At 47.2% G+C, this 19,037-nt stretch carries 9 protein-coding genes; 6 read left to right on the top strand and 3 right to left on the bottom strand.

The window, feature by feature from the left end:
- The first annotated feature begins 327 nt into the window (after window positions 1-327).
- Together AACV78_RS24285 and AACV78_RS24280 are read left to right on the top strand one after the other, a co-directional pair.
- The gene (locus tag AACV78_RS24285; RefSeq protein WP_194010115.1) at window positions 328-3,606 is read left to right on the top strand and encodes a PAS domain-containing sensor histidine kinase; all 3,279 of its coding nucleotides are present in this window, start codon (window positions 328-330) and stop codon (window positions 3,604-3,606) included.
- 330 nt (window positions 3,607-3,936) lie between these two features.
- Entirely contained in the window at window positions 3,937-7,146 is a 3,210-nt protein-coding gene (locus tag AACV78_RS24280; protein ID WP_194010114.1) for an EAL domain-containing protein, read from the top strand.
- A gap of 124 nt (window positions 7,147-7,270) precedes the next feature.
- Here AACV78_RS24280 and AACV78_RS24275 read toward each other — a convergent pair whose 3' ends face one another.
- Entirely contained in the window at window positions 7,271-8,521 is a 1,251-nt protein-coding gene (locus AACV78_RS24275) for an RNA-guided endonuclease InsQ/TnpB family protein (RefSeq protein ID WP_445329596.1), read from the bottom strand.
- 548 nt (window positions 8,522-9,069) lie between these two features.
- Between AACV78_RS24275 and AACV78_RS24270 the strand changes: the two genes are divergently transcribed.
- A complete protein-coding gene (locus AACV78_RS24270) occupies window positions 9,070-10,659 on the top strand; it encodes a glycoside hydrolase family 57 protein (RefSeq protein ID WP_194010116.1) in 1,590 nt (529 codons plus the stop codon).
- Window positions 10,660-10,726: 67 nt separating this feature from the next.
- Window positions 10,727-10,921, top strand: coding sequence for a hypothetical protein (locus AACV78_RS24265; RefSeq protein ID WP_194010112.1), 195 nt, complete (start codon window positions 10,727-10,729; stop codon window positions 10,919-10,921).
- A 136-nt stretch (window positions 10,922-11,057) separates the two neighbouring features.
- On the opposite strand, the gene petP is transcribed toward AACV78_RS24265, so the two are convergent.
- Complete coding sequence (petP, locus tag AACV78_RS24260) at window positions 11,058-11,258, bottom strand: cytochrome b6f subunit PetP (protein ID WP_194010111.1); 201 nt, start codon at window positions 11,256-11,258, stop codon at window positions 11,058-11,060.
- Between the two features lie 656 nt (window positions 11,259-11,914).
- On the opposite strand from petP, the gene AACV78_RS24255 reads away from it, so the two are divergent.
- Both AACV78_RS24255 and AACV78_RS24250 read left to right on the top strand, forming a co-directional pair.
- A complete protein-coding gene (locus AACV78_RS24255) occupies window positions 11,915-13,021 on the top strand; it encodes a FecR family protein (protein WP_194010110.1) in 1,107 nt (368 codons plus the stop codon).
- 631 nt (window positions 13,022-13,652) lie between these two features.
- Window positions 13,653-15,461, top strand: coding sequence for a CHASE2 domain-containing protein (locus tag AACV78_RS24250; protein ID WP_194010109.1), 1,809 nt, complete (start codon window positions 13,653-13,655; stop codon window positions 15,459-15,461).
- A 266-nt stretch (window positions 15,462-15,727) separates the two neighbouring features.
- Here the strand turns inward: AACV78_RS24250 and alaS are convergent, their stop codons facing one another.
- Complete coding sequence (gene alaS / locus AACV78_RS24245) at window positions 15,728-18,379, bottom strand: alanine--tRNA ligase (RefSeq protein ID WP_194010108.1); 2,652 nt, start codon at window positions 18,377-18,379, stop codon at window positions 15,728-15,730.
- Between the last annotated feature and the right edge of the window lie 658 nt (window positions 18,380-19,037).

The raw sequence follows: 19,037 nt of genomic DNA, 5'->3' as shown, positions 1-19,037 counted from the left end.
CCCCCAATCCCCCAATTCCCCAATTCCCCAATCTAAAACTTGTGAGCCAGCGAAGCCGAAGTATCTAAAATCTAAAATCTAAAATCAATAGATTCCCCAATCCCTCAATCCCTCAATCCCTCAATCCCTCAATCCCTCAATCCCTCAATCCACTGACTTCTCAACTTTTTGAGAAAAGCCATAGAGCCTCCCGCCTCCAATCGCCGACTCCGCGCACCAATCAAAGATTTTAAATGTATAATTTAACCAGCAATTGTCTATTTTTAGGTTTTAATTTTTCAACTATATTAACTTTTTCAAACAAACACTTGCCTAAAAATCAAAACTATGCCTGAAATTCCTGTAGAAAGTACCGCACAGTTTCAGAACAGCATCAGTGAGCTAGAACAGGCAGAATCTGCCCTCAAAATCGCTTGGGACGAACTCGAAAAACAAACAGCAGAAACTATTGCTCAGATAGCCAAAGCCGACCAAGCAAACGCACAGAATATCCGCGAGCGATTTGCCAAAGCCAAGCAACTGCGCCAGCAACTTCAAACTAAAATAAAAGAAGCCAACTCGCGGCGGGAATTTCACTTAGAAAACTCGCCATTAGCAGTTATAGAGTGGGACAGGGAAGGTCGGGTAGTGCGGTGGTCGCCAGTGGCCGAACAAATATTTGGCTGGAGTGCAGCAGAAGTAATCGGCAAATATTGGCACGAATGGTCAATAGTTTATCCAGAAGACTTCGATCTGGTGTCCGCGGTCACAAATCAACTGTTACAGAACAAAGAACCCCGCACCGTTTGCCGCAACCGCAACCATACCAAAGATGGCTCGGTAATTTACTGCGAATGGTACAATTCTGCACTCATTGATGAATCGGGAACATTAGTTTCAAGTCTCTCTTTTGCTAGAGACATAACCGAACAACACCGCACTCAAGAAGAACTTCACCAGCGCGAACAGGAATTTAGCACGCTTGCCGAAAATTCTACCGATATCATAGCGCGGTTCGACCGACAACTGCGCCACCTTTATGTCAACCAAGAAATTGAACGAGCCACCGCCAAATCCCCCTCAGAATTTATCGGCAAAAGTAACAAAGAATTAGGAATTTCCCCCGATATTTGCAACCTGTGGGACGAAGCCTGTATCAAAGTTTTCCGCGTCGGCAAACAAGAAACTATCGAATTTAATTTTCCCACTTCCGACGGGACAACATACTATCAGTGTCGAATCATTCCAGAATTTGCTGAGGACAATTCAGTAGAAACTGTTTTGGCGATCGCCCGCGACATCACAGAAATCAAACAAGTCGAAGCCCAGTTGCGCCAAAGCGAAGCTCGATTTAGGCGCGTAGTTGATTCTAACATGATCGGCATAATATTTTGGAACATTAACGGCGAGATCACCGATGCGAATCAGGCTTTTTTAAACCTGGTAGGGTACACGCGAGACGATTTATTTTCCAAAAAAATTGGATGGCAAACAATGACACCGCCAGAGTGCCGCAGCCTCGATGAAGAAAAACTTGCAGAAGTGTTAGCTAACAACACAAATACCCCTTTTGAAAAAGAATACATCCGAGCCGACGGTAGCCGCGTTCCGGTGCTGCTAGGCTCTGCATTGTTAGAAGGTTCGCAGGAATTAGGAGTGAGTTTTGTGCTGGACGTGACCGAGCGCAAACAAGCCGAATTAGAACTGCAAAAACAGCAAGAACTTTTAGAAAGCATCATTAAAACTATTCCCAACTTCCTGTACATTTACGACACAGAGGCACACCAAAATATCTATGCAAATGCGGCAGTCACAGCGATGCTGGGCTACAGTCCCCAAGAATTGCAAGACCTGGGTACAGAAGCAATCTCTAGCTTAGTTCACCCCGACGATCTGCCCAAGTTAATTGTAGGTATGCAGCGGCTGGAAAACAGCACCAACCCCCACGAAACCGATGACATCGACTACAGGATAAAACACAAAAATGGAGAATGGCGCTGGGTTCACGATCGATCGACTATCTTCAAAGAAACTCCCGAGGGAAAAATGAAGCAAGTAATCGGTTCCGTACTCGACATTACCGATCGCAAACAAGCTGAAGAATCTTTAAAACAGCAAAACGAATTGCTGCAAACAATCTTCGAGAACGTTCCAGTCATGCTGGCATTCTTAGATTCCCAGGGCGAATTAACTTGGGTAAACCGCCACTGGGAACAAGTGCTCGGCTGGAGTTTTGCAGAAACCAAAAACCGCGATATGTTGGCAGAATTTTATCCTGAGCCGAAATACCGCAAATACGTTTTTGACTTCATTCAAGCAGCAACCCAGAAGTGGGGCGACTTCCAAACGAAAGTTAGAGACGGGCGAATTATCGACACTACTTGGGCAAATGTTCGCCTCTCCGACGGCAGGTCGATCGGTATCGGTCAAGATATCAGCGACCGCAAGCGAGCCGAAGCCGAACTCCAGCAGCTCAACGAAACTTTAGAAGCTCAAGTAGCCCTGCGTACAGCCGAATTAGAGACTTTTTTTGATTCTTTACCCGATCTTATTTTTGTGGTAGAACGTGAGAATATGCGCTTCTCTTTTGTCAACTGGCCTTTTGTCGAATTTTGCGGATTCGACAGCAGGCAAGAGATGCAGGGCAAAACTATTTATGAATGCTATCCAAGCCAACTTGCAGAACAATTTTACTTGGAAAATATGCAAGTATTTGTATCGGGGCAGACGATTCATTTTCAGGAAAATTTTTTGGTGGCTGGTGATGCTGTTTATTTCGACACTTTTAAAATTCCTCTCAGAAATCTCGACGGCGAAGTTTATGCTTTAATTGGCACGGCTCGCAATGTCACTGAGTTGATCCAGACGAAACAAGCTTTGTCGGAACGCACGGAGCAATTAGAGGTTGCCAATCAAGAATTAGAATCTTTTGGCTACTCGGTTTCCCACGACCTCCGCGCTCCTTTGCGCCACATTTCAGGTTTTGTTAATGCTTTGAAACAGCGCTTAATATCAACTGAGGTTTTGAACGATCCTAAAATTGTTCATTACATCGAAATAATTGAGGACAGCAGCCAAAAAATGAGCTTGTTGATTGATGGTTTGCTGGCTCTTTCGCGGGTGGGGCGGACTGATTTAATCAAAATTCCGATCGATCTTGCCCGGTTGGTGCAAACTGCGATTAAATTGAGTAAACCCCGAACTGCGATAGATCCCGCCGAAAATCCCGACAGCAAAGTTGAATTTACCGTGGGAGATTTGCCGGGGGTGATGGGAGATCCCACCTTGCTGCAACAGGTGTTCAGCAACTTGATCGACAACGCTGTCAAGTTCAGTCGCGGACGCACTCCGGCTATAATAGTGATTGATGCTTTACCTGACGGAACTATTTTTGTCAAGGATAACGGGGTAGGTTTTTCGATGGAATATGCCGATCGGCTGTTTGGAGCCTTTCAGCGGCTGCACTCCCAGAGAGAATTTGAAGGTACTGGCATAGGTTTGGCGATCGTCCAGCGGATTATTCACCGCCACGGTGGCACGATTTGGGTTCAAAGCGTACCCAGTCAAGGATCCACGTTTTACTTTAAACTAGGGCCGACAATCTCAAATGCTAATCTAGATTCCTGAGCGATCGGGATATCGCCTTTCGAGCTTTCATAGGAGGTACTATCCGGCATAGGCCAAACCGGCCAAACCGGGCAAACCGGACATAGGGCATATCTCACTTTTTTGAGAAAGGCTATAGTAGTTTTTAATTCTGAATTGAAAACTATCATGCAGTTTAATAAGTCACAGTCGGTTCGGCAATCCCTCAGTGGCAGGTGCGAAATCAAGGTCTTGAGAATAGATAATAAATCGTCCCAAAAATAACTTAAAAATTTATAAAGCTCAATGAAAGTAAAATTTAGAAATGATAGATAGCAAAAAAAACACCATTTAAAGATTCCGAAAAACTGTATGTTAAATAGAAATTCGACCGATTCTTTACTAAAAATGGTAGCCGAATCAACATTAAAATTGTTGATAATAGAAGACATGGCAGAAGATATAGAATTAATAGAAGTAGCCTTAGAAGCGGGTGGAGTTAATTTTAATTGCGACACAGCAGAAACAGCAGCAGAGTGCAGACAAATGCTCCAAAATAGCAATTACGATGCTGTGCTGTCAGATTACCGCCTCCCGGAATTCAACGGTTTAGAAGTGTTGAAGTTGATGCAGGAATTGGGGCAAGACATACCATTTATTTTAGTAACGGGAAGTTTGGGAGAAGAAGCGGCGGTTGAGTGCATCAAAGCCGGTATGACCGATTATGTATTAAAAGGGCGGCTGTTTAGGTTGCCAACAGTATTAGAACGATCGCTCCAAGAATACAAAATGCGCCGCCAGCAGCAAGAGGCGATCGCCCAAATTCAGCGTCAAGCGACTCGCGAGGCGATCGTCAACCGCATCGTTCAAGCCATGCGCTTCACCCTCGTACTCGACGAAGTGCTGCAAACCACCGCAGATCAACTGCACGAAGCACTCGAAATCAGCGCCTGCACAATATTGCAACCAGATGCCGAAGGTGACATCAGAGTTCGCTACATCAGCAAAGCAGCCGGCAGAGAACGGTTGGTCGGGATACATTGCGAATTTGCCGAGCACTACCGCTGGCGGCTCACAGCCGGGGAAACCGTGGCCTTGGACGAGTTATCGACCCTGTGCCAGTCCCTGCAAGCATCAGCAGAGTTTGTAGGGTTTCGCGCCGTCGCGATCGCTCCACTGCTCTACCAGCAGTCATTTTTGGGAGGAATTGGCCTCTATCAGTGCGATCGACCGCGCTCTTGGAACGCCGAAGAACTGTCCCTAGTCAAAGCCATCGCCGATCAGTGCGCGATCGCGATCCATCAAGCCGAACTCTACCAAACGGCCCAAACCGAACTAGCAGAACGCAAGCGCGCCGAAGCAGAAGTCCGCGGCATTCAGCAGCAACTAGCCACGATGGCAGCCAACATTCCCGGCTCAGTCTACCGCGCCGTGCTGCATCCAGACGGCAAGATGTCGATGCCCTACATCAGTCCAGGGGTGCGCGAACTTACTGGCTTCGATCGTGCAGAAGTCATGGCGCGCCCGCAACTATTGACCGAAATCATTCATCCAGACGACAAAACCTTGTTTGACAGCAGCGTAACAACATCGTGTGACAATCTAGAGCACTGCGATCGCCAGTACCGGATTGTCTTGAAATCCGGCGAAACCAAGTGGGTGCAAGATAGCGCCAGATTTTCTCATAACAAAAACGGCGACGTAGTTATAGACGGAGTAGCCCTCGATATCAGCGATCGGAAATTTGCCGAATCAGCGCTGCGGCAAAGCGAACAGCGATTTCGATCGCTGATTGAAAACGCTACAGACATCACGATTATTCTTGACGGCGAGGGAATCTTTCGCTACATCAGCCCTTCGGTGAAGCGAATTTTAGGATACGCGCCCCATAAGGCGATCGGGCGCTGCGCCCTAGGGACAGTTCACCCAGACGACTGCGCCACGATCGCCCAAACCCTCCAGAAAGCCCTTCAAAACCCCAAAAGAAGCCAGTCCCCAGTTGAGTATCGAGTCCGCCACCGCAACGGTTCTTGGTGTTATATAGAAGCTGTAGCCACCAACTTGCTGCACGATCCTGCTGTCAAGGGAATCGTGATCAACTGTCACGACATCACTCAGCGCAAACTCGCCGAAGAACAACTGCTGCACGATGCTTTTCATGACGCCCTCACCGGATTGCCCAACCGATCGCTATTTATCGATCGGCTAGAACACTCTGTGAGGCTGGCAAAAAGGCGTACAGACTACTTGTTTGCCGTGCTGTTTCTCGATTTAGACCGATTTAAAGTAGTCAACGATTCCCTCGGCCACGCCATCGGCGATCTACTGCTAGTGGCGATCGCCCGCCGTCTAGAAGCTTGTCTCAGGCCCGGAGATACAGTAGCCCGCATCGGGGGAGACGAATTCGTGCTTTTGCTGGAAGATATCGACGGCGTAAATGAAGCCAGTAGCATTGTCAACCGCCTGCAACAGCAAATTACCTCTCCGATTTTGCTAGACGGACACGAAGTATTTATCACCGCTAGCATCGGCATTGCTTTGAGTTCTGATGAAGACCTGGAAACGACAAACCTGCTGCGCGACGCCGACACCGCCATGTACCGCGCCAAAAAACTCGGCCGAGCCCGACACGAAGTTTTTAACAGTTCCATGCACGCCCACGCTTTGCGACTGTTGCAGCTAGAAAATGACTTGCGGCGGGCGATCGAATCAATTAGAGACCAAGCCATAGAACAAGAATGTACTCCATGCGCGCGATCGGGCTTAGCTCCCTTATCCGCAGCCCCCCAGTTTATCATTCACTATCAGCCGATCGTCAGCATCGCCAATAACACAATTAACGGTTTCGAGGCCCTAGTGCGCTGGCAGCATCCAGAACGCGGCTTAATTTCCCCAGTGGAATTTATTCCCATCGCCGAAGAAACCGGATTAATCGTAGCCCTCGGCCGTTGGGTGCTACGCACAGCTTGCCAGCAAATCCGCCAGTGGCAGCAACTATTTCCAAACAACCCGCCCTTAAGCGTCAACGTCAACCTTTCAGTCAAACAGTTTTCTCAGCCAGATTTAATCGAATATATCGATCTAGTTCTCGAAGAAAGTCACCTCGACGGTAGCAGTTTAAAACTAGAAATTACCGAAAGCGTACTCATAGAAAATTCCGACTCGGTAACAGCAATGCTGGTGCAGCTTAGAGCCAGAAACATACACCTTTGCATCGACGACTTCGGCACCGGCTATTCATCCCTGTCCTACCTGCACCGCTTCCCCACCAATACCTTAAAAATAGACCGATCTTTTGTCAGCAGAATGGGAGGCGAGTTCGACCTAAGCAAAGGAAGTATTGACCCGACAGAGATTGTGCGGTCGATCGTTACTTTGTCGCACAATTTGGGCATGGATGTGGTAGCCGAAGGAGTCGAAGAAGCCTCGCAACTATCTATACTCAAAGGATTAAAATGCGAGTTCGCCCAAGGATTCTTTTTTTCCAAGCCAGTAGATTCTCAAACAGCAGCAATTCTGATCCGACAGCAAGCCGAAACTCAAGATTTGCTGACATTGAGTTTCTTGGAAAAAGGTCATTAAAAAAACACGGCATTTTGTGCGTCCCATTTCAGCTTAAAATCTTAAAATATTTTAAAGCTGTCCCTAACTACTGGCGTCAGTTAGTGACATGACTCCGACTGTCAAGGCACGGAGCTTCTTTGAATCACTTCAAAGATTTCCTAGTTGTTCCCTTACGGGTTTTCGACTTTGACCTAGACTGAGGTATCTCAGTCCCCGGCAAACCGTCTGCATAGGCGTTTTGGATTCCGACGTGTCCCGCCGTACTAATTGATTCTATTCCTCTATTTCTGATCGCTTGACCACTAGCCACATCTCTATCGGCAATGAATCCACATTCAGGACAATGATGTACTCTAACACTCAAGTCTTTTTTAACTCTTGCACCACACTCAGGACACTCTTGAGAAGTTCCTCTGGCGTTAACTTCCCCAAAGAACTTACCACGCTTCCAACACACGTACTTGGTGATAGCTCGGAATTGCCCAAAACCCTCCGCCAGCATCTGTTTGCCAAGCATCCCTTTGGCGAGAATTCGGTAATCCAAGTCTTCCATGAAGACCATATCACCAGCGTCGCAAAGGGTGTGAGATTGCTTGAAGTGAAAATCCTTGCGGGTATTATCAATTGTGTGGTAAATTCTAGCAACTTTAATCCGTTGTTTCTCGTAATTCTTAGAACGCTTCTTTTTTCTATCAAGTCTGCGTTGCAGCAATTTCAGCTTGCCTTGCATCACTTTCAAGAACTTAGGCGACTTTACAAGAACTCCGTCGCTAGTTGCCAAAAACTTTTCGAGCCCAACATCTACCCCAATTGGGTGGCCGTGAGGCATAGGGTCGGGAACACTAACATCGCATTGGATATTGATACTAGCGTACCAAATATCAGCCTTGTTGATGATCCGAACCTGCTTGACCACAAATCCGCTGGGGATTGGGCGATGCAATTTAATTGGAATGGGGCCCACCTTTGGCAAGGCAATATGTACCCCCTGCACTGGATTCTGTTTAAATTGGGGGAACAACAAAGACTGGAATTGTCCAAATTTTTTGAATCTGGGGAATCCATGCCCAACTTTTTGAAACCCATCCCAGGCTCGATGCAGTTGTTTAATAGCTTGCTGCAAGACTTGGCTTGGTACTTCGCCCAATCGGGGAAACACCTTTTTAGCGTTTGGCAAAGCATTAAGCTGATTCACTTCGCTAGGAAAAGGACTGTCAGCAGCCATGATATACTCATGACTGATAGAGCATCTGTCAACCATGCACTTCCGGCTATTGCACCAATCCTTAATTTCGCGCAGCCCATAGTTATAGGCGACGCGACAAACATCCATCCACTCTTTGAGCGACTGCTCTTGAGTGATGCTGGGATAGATTCGATAGCGGTAATTCATGGTTAGCATTTCACTACCTTAACATATTTAGTGGCAGGTTCAATACCAGTAAATATAAAGCAGTCAAGCTTATGACGGGGTTTTAAACCCAATTCTCTGATAACTACGGCATTGAAATCGTTGTCAGGAACCCCAGCCCTGACGGCATGAGGCTTGTTAGAGAAATTTAGCAAGCTATTCTGACCAGACCCCTAGTAATAGGAGCCGATATATGGGTCAAGACACCCTGGGATGCGTGCCAGTCCCCTGCCCTGTCGTTACCCGCCCGACCAGTTTTTAGGTAACAGAAACAGTGCGTGTAACCGAAAGAGCCCATATATCTCGGTCTGCACAAACATTACCCCGCTTTCGTAGGCTCCATCGTGAGCAAACACTATGCGTACAGGATTGGAAGATTTGAAGCGGTAACTGTCCCGTTGAAAGTGCAACACTTTCATCACACCGAATTGCCCAATCCCAAGGCGGTAGTAAATGAAAAAATGCAAAGCCGTCCTAAAAGGCTTGCCCTAAGCTTGCCGAAGGGACGGGGTTTCAAACCCATAATTTTGATGACTATTGGCTACCTCGCCCTCGTTCTCCACGCCCACCTGCCTTTTGTCCGCCACCCTGAAAGCGACTACGTTTTAGAAGAAGAATGGCTGTTTGAGGCGATCGCCGAAACCTACATTCCCCTGCTGCAAGTCTTTGAGGGGCTGCTTCGCGACGGCATAGACTTTAAAATTACCATGAGCATGACACCGCCCTTGGTGGCGATGCTGCGCGACCCATTGCTGCAAGACCGCTTCGACAACCACTTAGCGAAACTCGAAGAACTAGCGGATCTCGAAATTGAACACAATAGTGGCAACGGTCATCTCCGATATTTAGGCGAACATTACGCCGCCCACTTCTCTCAAGTTCGCAATTATTGGGAAAAGTGCGATCGAGATTTAGTCAAAGCCTTCAAAAAATTCCAAGACAGCAACAACCTCGAAATCATGACCTGCGGGGCCACCCACGGCTACTTACCGCTGATGAAAATGTACCCCGAGGCAGTTTGGGCGCAAATACAAGTAGCCTGCGAAAGCTACGAACAAAACTTCGGCCGCCGACCAAAAGGTATTTGGCTGCCCGAATGCGCCTATTACGAAGGCTTAGAGAGGATGTTAGCCGATGCCGGTCTCCGCTACTTTCTCACAGACGGTCACGGCATTCTCTACGCCCGCCCCCGTCCCCGCTACGGTAGCTACGCGCCAATTTTCACCGAATGCGGAGTAGCAGCCTTCGGTCGAGATCACGAATCGTCGCAGCAGGTTTGGTCTTCCGAAGTCGGCTATCCCGGCGCAGCCGAATACCGAGAATTCTACAAAGATTTGGGTTGGGAAGCCGAATACGACTACATCAAACCCTACATCATGCCCAACGGCCAGCGCAAAAACACCGGGATTAAGTATCACAAAATCACCGGTCGCGGATTGGGTTTAGGCGACAAACAGTTATACGATCCGTACTGGGCGCGAGAAAAAACAGCCGAACACGCCAGCAACTTTGCTTTCAACCGCGAGCGGCAAGTCGAACACCTCAACGGCATCATGCAGCGCCCGCCGATTATTGTATCGCCTTACGACGCGGAACTTTTCGGTCACTGGTGGTACGAAGGGCCTTGGTTCTTAGATTACTTGTTCCGCAAGAGTTGGTACGACCAAAATACCTACGAGATGACGCATTTAGCCGATTATTTGCGGGGAAATCCGAATCAGCAAGTTTGCCGTCCGTCGCAGTCTAGCTGGGGTTTCCGGGGTTTTCACGAGTATTGGCTCAACGATACCAATGCTTGGATTTACCCGCACTTGCACAAAGCTGCGGAACGGATGATTGAGTTGGGAAGTATGGAACCGGAGGACGAATTGCAGTATCGGGCTTTGAACCAGGCCGCGCGGGAAGTGCTGTTAGCTCAATCTTCTGACTGGGCGTTTATCATGCGGACTGGGACGATGGTTCCCTATGCGGTGCGGCGGACTCGATCGCACTTAATGCGCTTTCACAAGCTGTACGATGAAGTCAAAGAAGGCAAAGTCGATTCCGGTTGGTTGGAGAAGGTCGAAGAGATTGACAACATTTTCCCACAGATCAACTATCGCGTTTATCGATCGCTTTAACATCAAGTCGGGTAGCACCAGACTTGTATTATTTCATTTTTTGTAAGGGCTCCTTCGCGCCTGATATTTGATAATTATCGACAAATTCTATCAACCCGCCCAGCCCTTACCAGTCCGCTCTTACTTAGAGCCAATTCCCAACAAATTAAAACCCGCCAGCGCGGGTTTTTTTATGGACAAAAATATAGCACGTTTTTACGTCCGCGCCCAAACTTGCCACTTAACATTTCACCGCAATTCCTGCGTCAGAGAACGGGAGTAGGGGAGAACGGGAGCGAGGGAAAAGCGGAGTGTGAAAAAAATTTTCCTTCTTCTCTCGAACCTCGAACCTCAGCATCCGTTACACCCTTGACATCTCGTACATGGCCGCGGAAGCCGAACTTCACGCTTGACTTTTGCTAAACCGGTTCTAGTTCATCTTCAAAAAACCAAGTCGCAAAACCGTTAAACTTGACAATCACGCCTACTCCACTGCCGTCAACCATTCTGAATCCGTCAACTGTGCCGACGGGATTCTCCTTGATCTTGCCCACGATATTTGCAGGTACTCGATCTCTGAGACGGCGCACCTTAACTCTCTGACCTACTTCTATTGCCACTGAAATTGTTCTCCTGCTCTATATAAGCTCTATACAAGCGTCCATTTTACAGTTTGGCGGACTCGATCGAACAGCAACACCAGCAGACCGATCGCTCCAGACGATTTTTGGATCGAAATTTCGACCAACTTTTCCGAAAAGACGGTATTCTAGTCCGAGTTGCTCGATCGCCGACGACCCACGGTTCCACAGCAGCAAGCTTCACTCGCCAGACCCAGCCGCAGTGCTACAGATCATTATTTTTTATCGGTTTGTAAAAATATTTTTTTATTAACTCCCACAATCACAAGATTTCTACCCAATTATTCATCCTTTCGGCCGAAGGCAAAAAGCACTCACTAGCAGTAATAAATTTTATGTTTGTTATATATAATAAATACTCATCCATGAACCTTGACATGGGCGAAAACTCCTGCTATAAAAGACTTTGAGTGTGGCAGATGAAATTTCCCCAAGGTCGGAGTTTAGTAAACTGGCACGTTGTAAAACTTTACTAAAACTTCACAATAAACAGAAGATTTAATGGTAAGAGTTGATGCTGAGAAAGCTTATTTTGGCTGCTGTTTGACAGAATAAAAAGTGGAACGATTGCCGGATTTAGGGAGTCTAAGAAAGGAAATGAAGTGTAGGAACTTCAAAATGACAAAATTGAAATTATGAAGAAAATTTTTACGTGCTGGCGATCGAGCAAAATTCCGTTGAGAAGTTTGTCCTTGGCTGTGCTGGCCTGTCTGCCGGCATGGAGCGGGGCGATCGCCAGTCCGCTATCTCCATCCCTCAAACAGCAGTCAAACTTTACTAAAATTGTCTCAGATCCTCGACCGCCAGCAAAGCCGAGCGACTCAACACATCCAAAAAATCCGGCAGAATCGGCGGCTAATCCATCCCCAGCAGCAACCATAAACGCTCAGGGAACAGCAGCCGGACGATCGCTCCAAATTACAGAAATTCGCGGTACAGTCAGCTTTAAAGGGCGGCCGGCAGTCGCGGGCGATCGACTCGAAGCTCCCGGAGACGAAATCATCACCGGCGCAGATTCCACAGCCAGGATCGCGATCGACAACAACGGCGGCATCGTGGAAGTTGCCGAAAACACCGCAGTCAGAATATCCAATTTGTCTGGTAGTGCAGAGGGCGAAAAAGAGACAGCCATTTTTGTCAGCCGGGGACGAGTCAGGTTGTCCGTCAGCAAAACAAATGCGACAACTCCCGCAACCAACACCTCAACAATTATCCCGCCGAACCAAATTGCCGCCCTCAATACCTTCAGCGGACTCGGCAACTCGATTCAAATTGCCGAACAAAAAAAATCTGCCAGAACCGCCCCTGTCAGGGTAGAAACCCCCGAAGGCGTGGCCGGAGTCCGCGGCACTTCCTTTGGCGTCAGCGTCAGCGACGGCAAAACCTCAGTCGAAACTATTGAAGGTTCCGTCGCAGTATCCGGGAGCACCGACTCAGAAGTCGTTGTCAACGGCGGCAGCGCGACGACAATTTTCCGTCAATCTCCTCCCGCGCCCACCTCAACAAGCCCTCGCCTAGCAGAACTCCAAGTCCGCAGTTTGTTCAGACTCAGCGGCAATATCTATCGCCTCAGCGGTCAAATTAACCCGATCGACATAGTTTATGTCAACAACGAAGCGATTAAGATCGATCGAGACGGCAAGTTCAATATCCAAGGCGTTTTACCTCCCAGCCGCCGCCTCAACATCGTAGTGCGAGCTCCCTCAGTTAGAGAAAGGCATTACATCCTTGTAGTTCCCTAAACAACCAATCTAGCCGTAAGGAGTTATATAGCCTTTCTGTGCTCTGGTATGAGGTACTATCCCGGATAGGGCATAGGGTATAGGCCGCCGTGGCCAAGCCGGCCAAACCGGGCATACCTCACCACGCTTGATAATCGCTATATCTGAGATATGACACCAGTTTCAACTCAATTGACCGATCGAAAAAAGGTTAGTAATGCGGAATTCAGTCCGCAAAATAGAATAGTGTCCGGTAAATTTACAGTTCAAAAATTGGTTGTTAGTGCGGAATTCAGTCCGCATTAATAACCTTTTTTATTATAGTAATCGGCGACGCTTGGCTTGATAATTTAGTTTACAGACGAAGCATTTAGCGGTGAATCTGTGCAGTCAAAATAAAGAAAATTTGCACCCGCGCTTTGTCCTTGCGGTATTGTAAAAGTTCAATAGCATAAATTTTCTCGAACCTCGGACTCGAATGTCATATCAATTCCGGTTGCACTCATACATGATGTTAACTGTTAACTGTTAACTGTTAACTGTTAACTGTTAACTGTTAACTGTTAACTGTTAACTGTTGACTGTTAACGCCTGAATTTACTATTTCGATGAAGAGATGATTTGATATCAATTATAGTGTGACATTAATTGCATGAAGTTCAAAAAACTGATTGAGCATTTCAAACGTCAACCCATCGCCATCCGGCAATATATAATCACAAATCCTCCCTGGATGACAGGTGCTTTAGCAGGCGTAGTTTCTGTACTAATGCTGCACTTGGGAATGTGGAAACCCCTAGACTATTTAGGATACAAAACACTATTTGAAATTCGAGAATCGGGAATTTTGCCAAATCCAGGGTGGGATTCGAGAATTGCCGTAGTTGCGATCGAACCCCAAAGCTTGCAGGAATACGGTAAATTTCCTTGGCCGCGCAATCGCTACGCCGAATTGCTGCAGGCGCTGAAAAAATCTCCCCCCACAGCAATTGGCTTCGACATTCTGTTTCTCGATCCGAGTCCGAAAGATGATATTTTAGCGGAGGCGATCGCCGCCAATGGCAAAGTTGTACTCCCGAGAACCACCAAAGAAGAACCAGTAGCATCTTTAAAAGCAGCAGCCGCAGGTGTCGGACACATCATGCACGAGGCCAACAGCGACGGCATTAGCCGCGATTCAACAATGTTTCTGGGATCTATTCCTAATTTCGGTTTAGCAATGGTTCAGAGGTATAATGCTGCTAACCCGCAAAATCCTGTATTGCTGCCGCAGCCAGAAAATATGCAAGACCAAAAAGTCTGGATTAACTGGCCGGGGAAAACAAAAAATCTACCAACCTACGCTTTTGTTGATGTTGTAAAAGGTAGAATTCCTGAAAATGCTTTCGCGAATAAATTAGTCTTAGTTGGTGTCGTCGCTACCGGTGTCGATCAGATATCTACCCCTCTCAACAAAACTACGGCTGGGGTTTATTTATATGCGGCGTTGATTGACAATTTACTCGATCGACGCTTGCTGCAGCGGCTACCGGTACTGTTAGAATTTTTTTTATTGTTGGGAATTGGGCCGCTGACGGCTTTGGTTCTGTGCAACCGAGGTGTTAAAGAGAGAATTGCGATCGTCCTCGGTTTGCCTGTCGTTTGGATTGCCGCCGCTGCTGTATTATTTAGCTACTATTTTTGGTGGATTCCCATTGCCGCACCCATCGGCACTTTAATATTATCTGGAACTGCTTTGCAACTGCGAGAACAATACGAAAAACAGCAGTTAATGAGGTTGTTTGAAAAGCACGTCGCCCCCGAAACTGCTCAGCTTATTTGGAAGCGCAAAGCGGAGATATTTGAACAAGGAGAACTCGAACCTCAAGAACTTACAGCAACTGTGCTGTTTATGGATATTCGCAGTTTTACTTCGATTTCCGAAAAAATGCCCGCGCGGGATTTACTCACCTGGCTGAACAATTATTTAGAAGCGATGACTGACTGTATTATGGATCACGGCGGCGTTGTCGATAAATACATCGGCGATGCAATTATGGCAGTTTTTGGAGTGCCTTTTTGCCAAACAGAAGATCGAGCAATTCAACAAGATGCTTTGAATGCAGTTGCGGCTTGCATCGCCATGCACGAAAAACTGAACGAAATCAACCAGAAGCTGAGAATTGAACGCAAACCTTTAATTAAGTTTGGCATAGGCTTGCATACCGGACAGTTAATTGCTGGTAGCGTTGGCGGTTCCCGGCGTTTGAATTATTCTGTGATCGGCGATGCTGTCAATGTTGCCGCTAGATTGGAGGCGATGAATAAGCAAATTGTTTCTGACAGTCCTTTTAATTTGTTGGTGACGGGGAAGACTTTTGCTTACGTGTGCGATCGCTACGAAGGCCAAAAAGTAGGATCGATTCAATTGCGGGGCAAACAAGAAGAGACAGTGGTTTATGCTATTTTGGGCGAAAAGTAATAGTTATTGGTTATTGGTTATTGGTTATTGGTTATTGGTTATTGGTTATTAGTTATTAGTCATATCGTTTCTGGTTGCATCGTCAGGTGATTTAACCGCAGAGAACACAGAGTACACAGAGTCCGAGAATATATATCTGAATCATTCCGATGCAACCGGATTTGATATCATTAGTCAGTAGGGGCGGTTGATGGTGCGGGCCCGCCCTTCTTCTTAACAGCCAACAGTCAACAGCCAACAGCCAACAGTCAACAGCCAACAGTCAACTAACCCAACCCTTCAATCAACAAATTGCGAGCACTTTCCAACGCTTCCGGCAACTTATTAACATCACGTCCGCCAGCTTGTGCCAAATTAGGCCGCCCGCCGCCTTTTCCGCCGCAAAGTTGAGCAATTCCCCCGATAAACTTGCCAGCTTGCAATCCTTTCTTATTGATTTCTGGACTAAAAGCTGCAACCAAACTTACCTTATCCGGTTCAGGAATTGAGGCCAAAACTACCGCAGCATTTCCTAACTTTTGCTGCAATCTTTCGGCCGCAGTTTTCAGCGCTTCTGTATCCACATCACCCAATTGAGCTACAATGATTTTGAATTCACCGAGATCCTCAGCCGCATTTAGTAACTGGTCGGATTTTGCGATCGCCAATTCCGACTTTACAGCAGCCAACTGTTTCTGAGTATCCTTCAACTCGTTTTGCAAATTAGTAATCCGGTTGGGTAACTCTTCCGGCTTCGCCTTAAATCGATCGCCCAAATCGCGCACAACCTTGTCTCGCACATTCAAATAATCCAAAACAGCTTGGCCCGAAACCGCCTCAATCCGGCGAGTACCAGCCGCAACCCCAGCCTCCGAAACAATCTTAAACAGCCCGATTTCTGCGGTATTGCTGACGTGAGTCCCCCCGCACAATTCCATCGAAACGCCGGGAAAATCGATTACCCGCACCACGTCGCCGTACTTCTCGCCAAACATCGCAGTAGCGCCTTTTTCCCTCGCTTGGGCGATCGGCATTTCTGCAACTTCCGCAGCGTGGGCTTCAGCAATCCAACTATTAATTAAATCCTCAATTTTTTGCAACTCTTCTGCGGTGACAGCGCGGGGAGAATTGAAATCAAACCGCAATCTTTCCGACGACACCAGGGAACCAGCTTGGGAAATCGAACCGTCTACAATTTTTCGCAAAGCTGATTGTAATAAGTGAGTTGCTGTGTGGTTGGCCTGAATTCGGCGGCGGCTGCTATTGTCAATTTTTGCAGTAATTTTTTCGCTTAGTTTCAAGGTTCCCCGTTCCACCAAGCCGAAATGCACGAAGAAATCCGATTCTTTCTTCACGTCATCAACTCTCACCAACAAACCATCACCATTTTCTCCGCTTTTCAAATAACCTTTATCCCCAATTTGTCCGCCGGATTCAGCATAAAACGGCGTTTGGTTCAACACAATTTGTACCTCGGTTCCCGCCTCTGCAGATTCCACAGGTTGACCGTCAACTAAGATAACTTCCACTTCAGCTAAACTAGATAATTCAGCATAACCGACAAATTCTGTTTTGTGGATGGTTTCAGCCAATTTGTCTAAGGAACCTTGCACTGTCAAATCGATGGTTTGATGAGCTTCTTTGGCGCGAGTTTGCTGTTCTTTCATCGCGACTTCAAAGCCGTCCAAATCAACCGTGATTCCCTGTTCTTCAGCAATTTCTTGTGTCAGTTCTAAGGGGAAACCGTAGGTATCGTAAAGGGTGAAGGCATCTTGACCGCTGATTTGTTGGTTGGCTTGCTGTTTTGTGCGATCGACAATTTCTTCCAGCAGCTTCTCTCCGCGTTCCAAAGTTTTGAGAAACTGCGCTTCTTCCCTGGCTAATTCTGCCTTAATTTGAGCTTCGCGCGATCGCACGTTGGGATACGCAGCTTCCGAAAGGGCGATCGCACTTTCGGCCACCCGCACCGTAAATTCACCCTGAATCCCAATCAGCCGCCCGTGGCGCACCACCCGGCGAATCAACCGGCGCAAAATGTAACCCCGACCCACATTCGACGCGCGAATTTCGTCCGCAATCATGTGTACCACAGCCCGAATGTGGTCGCCAATTACTTTCAGCGAAACCTTGACTTTTTCATCGCTATTGTGGTAATCAATTCCGGCAATTTCTGCCGCCGATTGGACGATCGGAAAAATCAAATCTGTTTCGTAATTGTTAGGGACTTTCTGGAGGATTTGCGCCATCCGTTCCAGTCCCATTCCAGTATCAATATTTTGATTTTGCAGCGGTGTTAAATTGCCCTCTGCATCTTTGTTGTACTGCATGAAAACCAGGTTATAAAATTCGATAAACCTGCTATCATCTTCGAGATCGATATTGTCGCCTTTTTCTGGATGAAAATCGTAGTAAATCTCGGAACAAGGGCCGCAGGGGCCTGTGGGGCCAGATTGCCAGAAATTGTCTGCTTCTCCCATGCGTTGAATTCGATCGCCCGGAATGCCAATTTCATCGCGCCAAATCGCAAAGGCTTCGTCATCTTCTCGGAAAACACTCACAACTAAATTGGACGCTGGTAAACCGAAAACTTCCGTGGAAAGTTCCCAAGCCCAGGCGATCGCCTGTTTCTTGAAATAATCCCCAAAACTAAAGTTACCCAACATCTCAAAAAACGTGTGGTGGCGGGCGGTGCGGCCGACGTTTTCGATGTCGTTGGTGCGGATGCACTTTTGCGAAGTTGTGGCGCGCGGCGAAGTGGCGGCGCGCTGTCCCAAAAATATTGGCTTGAATTGCAGCATTCCGGCGATCGTCAGCAACACTGTCGGATCTTCCGGCACCAAAGAAGCGCTGGGCAAGATTTTATGTCCCCGCTGGGCATAAAAGTCGAGGAATGTTTGGCGGATTTGGTTGCCGCTGAGAAACTTAGGAGAAATAGACATGACAAAAAATGTTAAGTATGTGAAGATGTAGCAACAATAGAATTTATAGGACTTACGCACGGGTGTCCAGAAACCGGGTTTTTCAACCAAAATACTTACTTAAAATCCTCAATCTAGGTAAAAAAACCCGGTTTCTTGGTTCGGAGTGCGTGAGTCCTAAGTTACATCTATGTGGATATTAATATCATTATACGTAGTAATGTAAAGACCTATCAAGTTTTGCAAATAGTGCTTTACCGCTCCGAAAGCTCGTGCTAACTTAATAATAGACACCGGGACAGAAAGAAACAGGAGGTCGCCATATTTAGAAGCAAATTTCGAGGATATAGGCATGGTGTCTCCGGTCTACATTCCCCAGCGCAGCCGAAATTAACCGAACACAACTTGGAATAGTGGCAAAACTGCCGATCGGGCAGTCAAGCCAAACCGCAGTCGAGTCAGACTTATTGTGCTTGCGGATTAAAAGTAAAGTTGCACAAATTGTCAACCCTAGTAAGTAATCGTTCTTTACCGGAAACACATCCCGTTTGTTAGAAAAAACAAAGCTCTCATATTATTGGGTCTGGTCGCTGTCGATCGGGCCCTACGCTTTTTGAGAGGAAGACGGGGAGAAAGTTCCATGTTTATTCTTCAGTCTGCGGATGCGGAGGAAAGTTGG

Origin of the sequence: Tychonema sp. LEGE 07196 (genome assembly GCF_963890365.1) — a bacterium.
GTDB lineage: Bacteria > Cyanobacteriota > Cyanobacteriia > Cyanobacteriales > Microcoleaceae > Microcoleus.
The sequence above is the reverse complement of the archived record's forward strand: the minus strand, read 5'-3'. Positions and strand labels throughout refer to the sequence as shown.

Excerpts from the sequence above, each read along its gene's own strand:
- AACV78_RS24275 (WP_445329596.1), bottom strand. The coding sequence starts at position 8,521 with ATGAATTACCGCTATCGAATCTATCCCAGCATCACTCAAGAGCAGTCG.
- AACV78_RS24285 (WP_194010115.1), top strand. The coding sequence starts at position 328 with ATGCCTGAAATTCCTGTAGAAAGTACCGCACAGTTTCAGAACAGCATC.
- AACV78_RS24250 (WP_194010109.1), top strand. The coding sequence starts at position 13,653 with ATGAAGTTCAAAAAACTGATTGAGCATTTCAAACGTCAACCCATCGCC.
- AACV78_RS24270 (WP_194010116.1), top strand. The coding sequence starts at position 9,070 with ATGACTATTGGCTACCTCGCCCTCGTTCTCCACGCCCACCTGCCTTTT.
- AACV78_RS24280 (WP_194010114.1), top strand. The coding sequence starts at position 3,937 with ATGTTAAATAGAAATTCGACCGATTCTTTACTAAAAATGGTAGCCGAA.
- AACV78_RS24255 (WP_194010110.1), top strand. The coding sequence starts at position 11,915 with ATGAAGAAAATTTTTACGTGCTGGCGATCGAGCAAAATTCCGTTGAGA.
- alaS (WP_194010108.1), bottom strand. The coding sequence starts at position 18,379 with ATGTCTATTTCTCCTAAGTTTCTCAGCGGCAACCAAATCCGCCAAACA.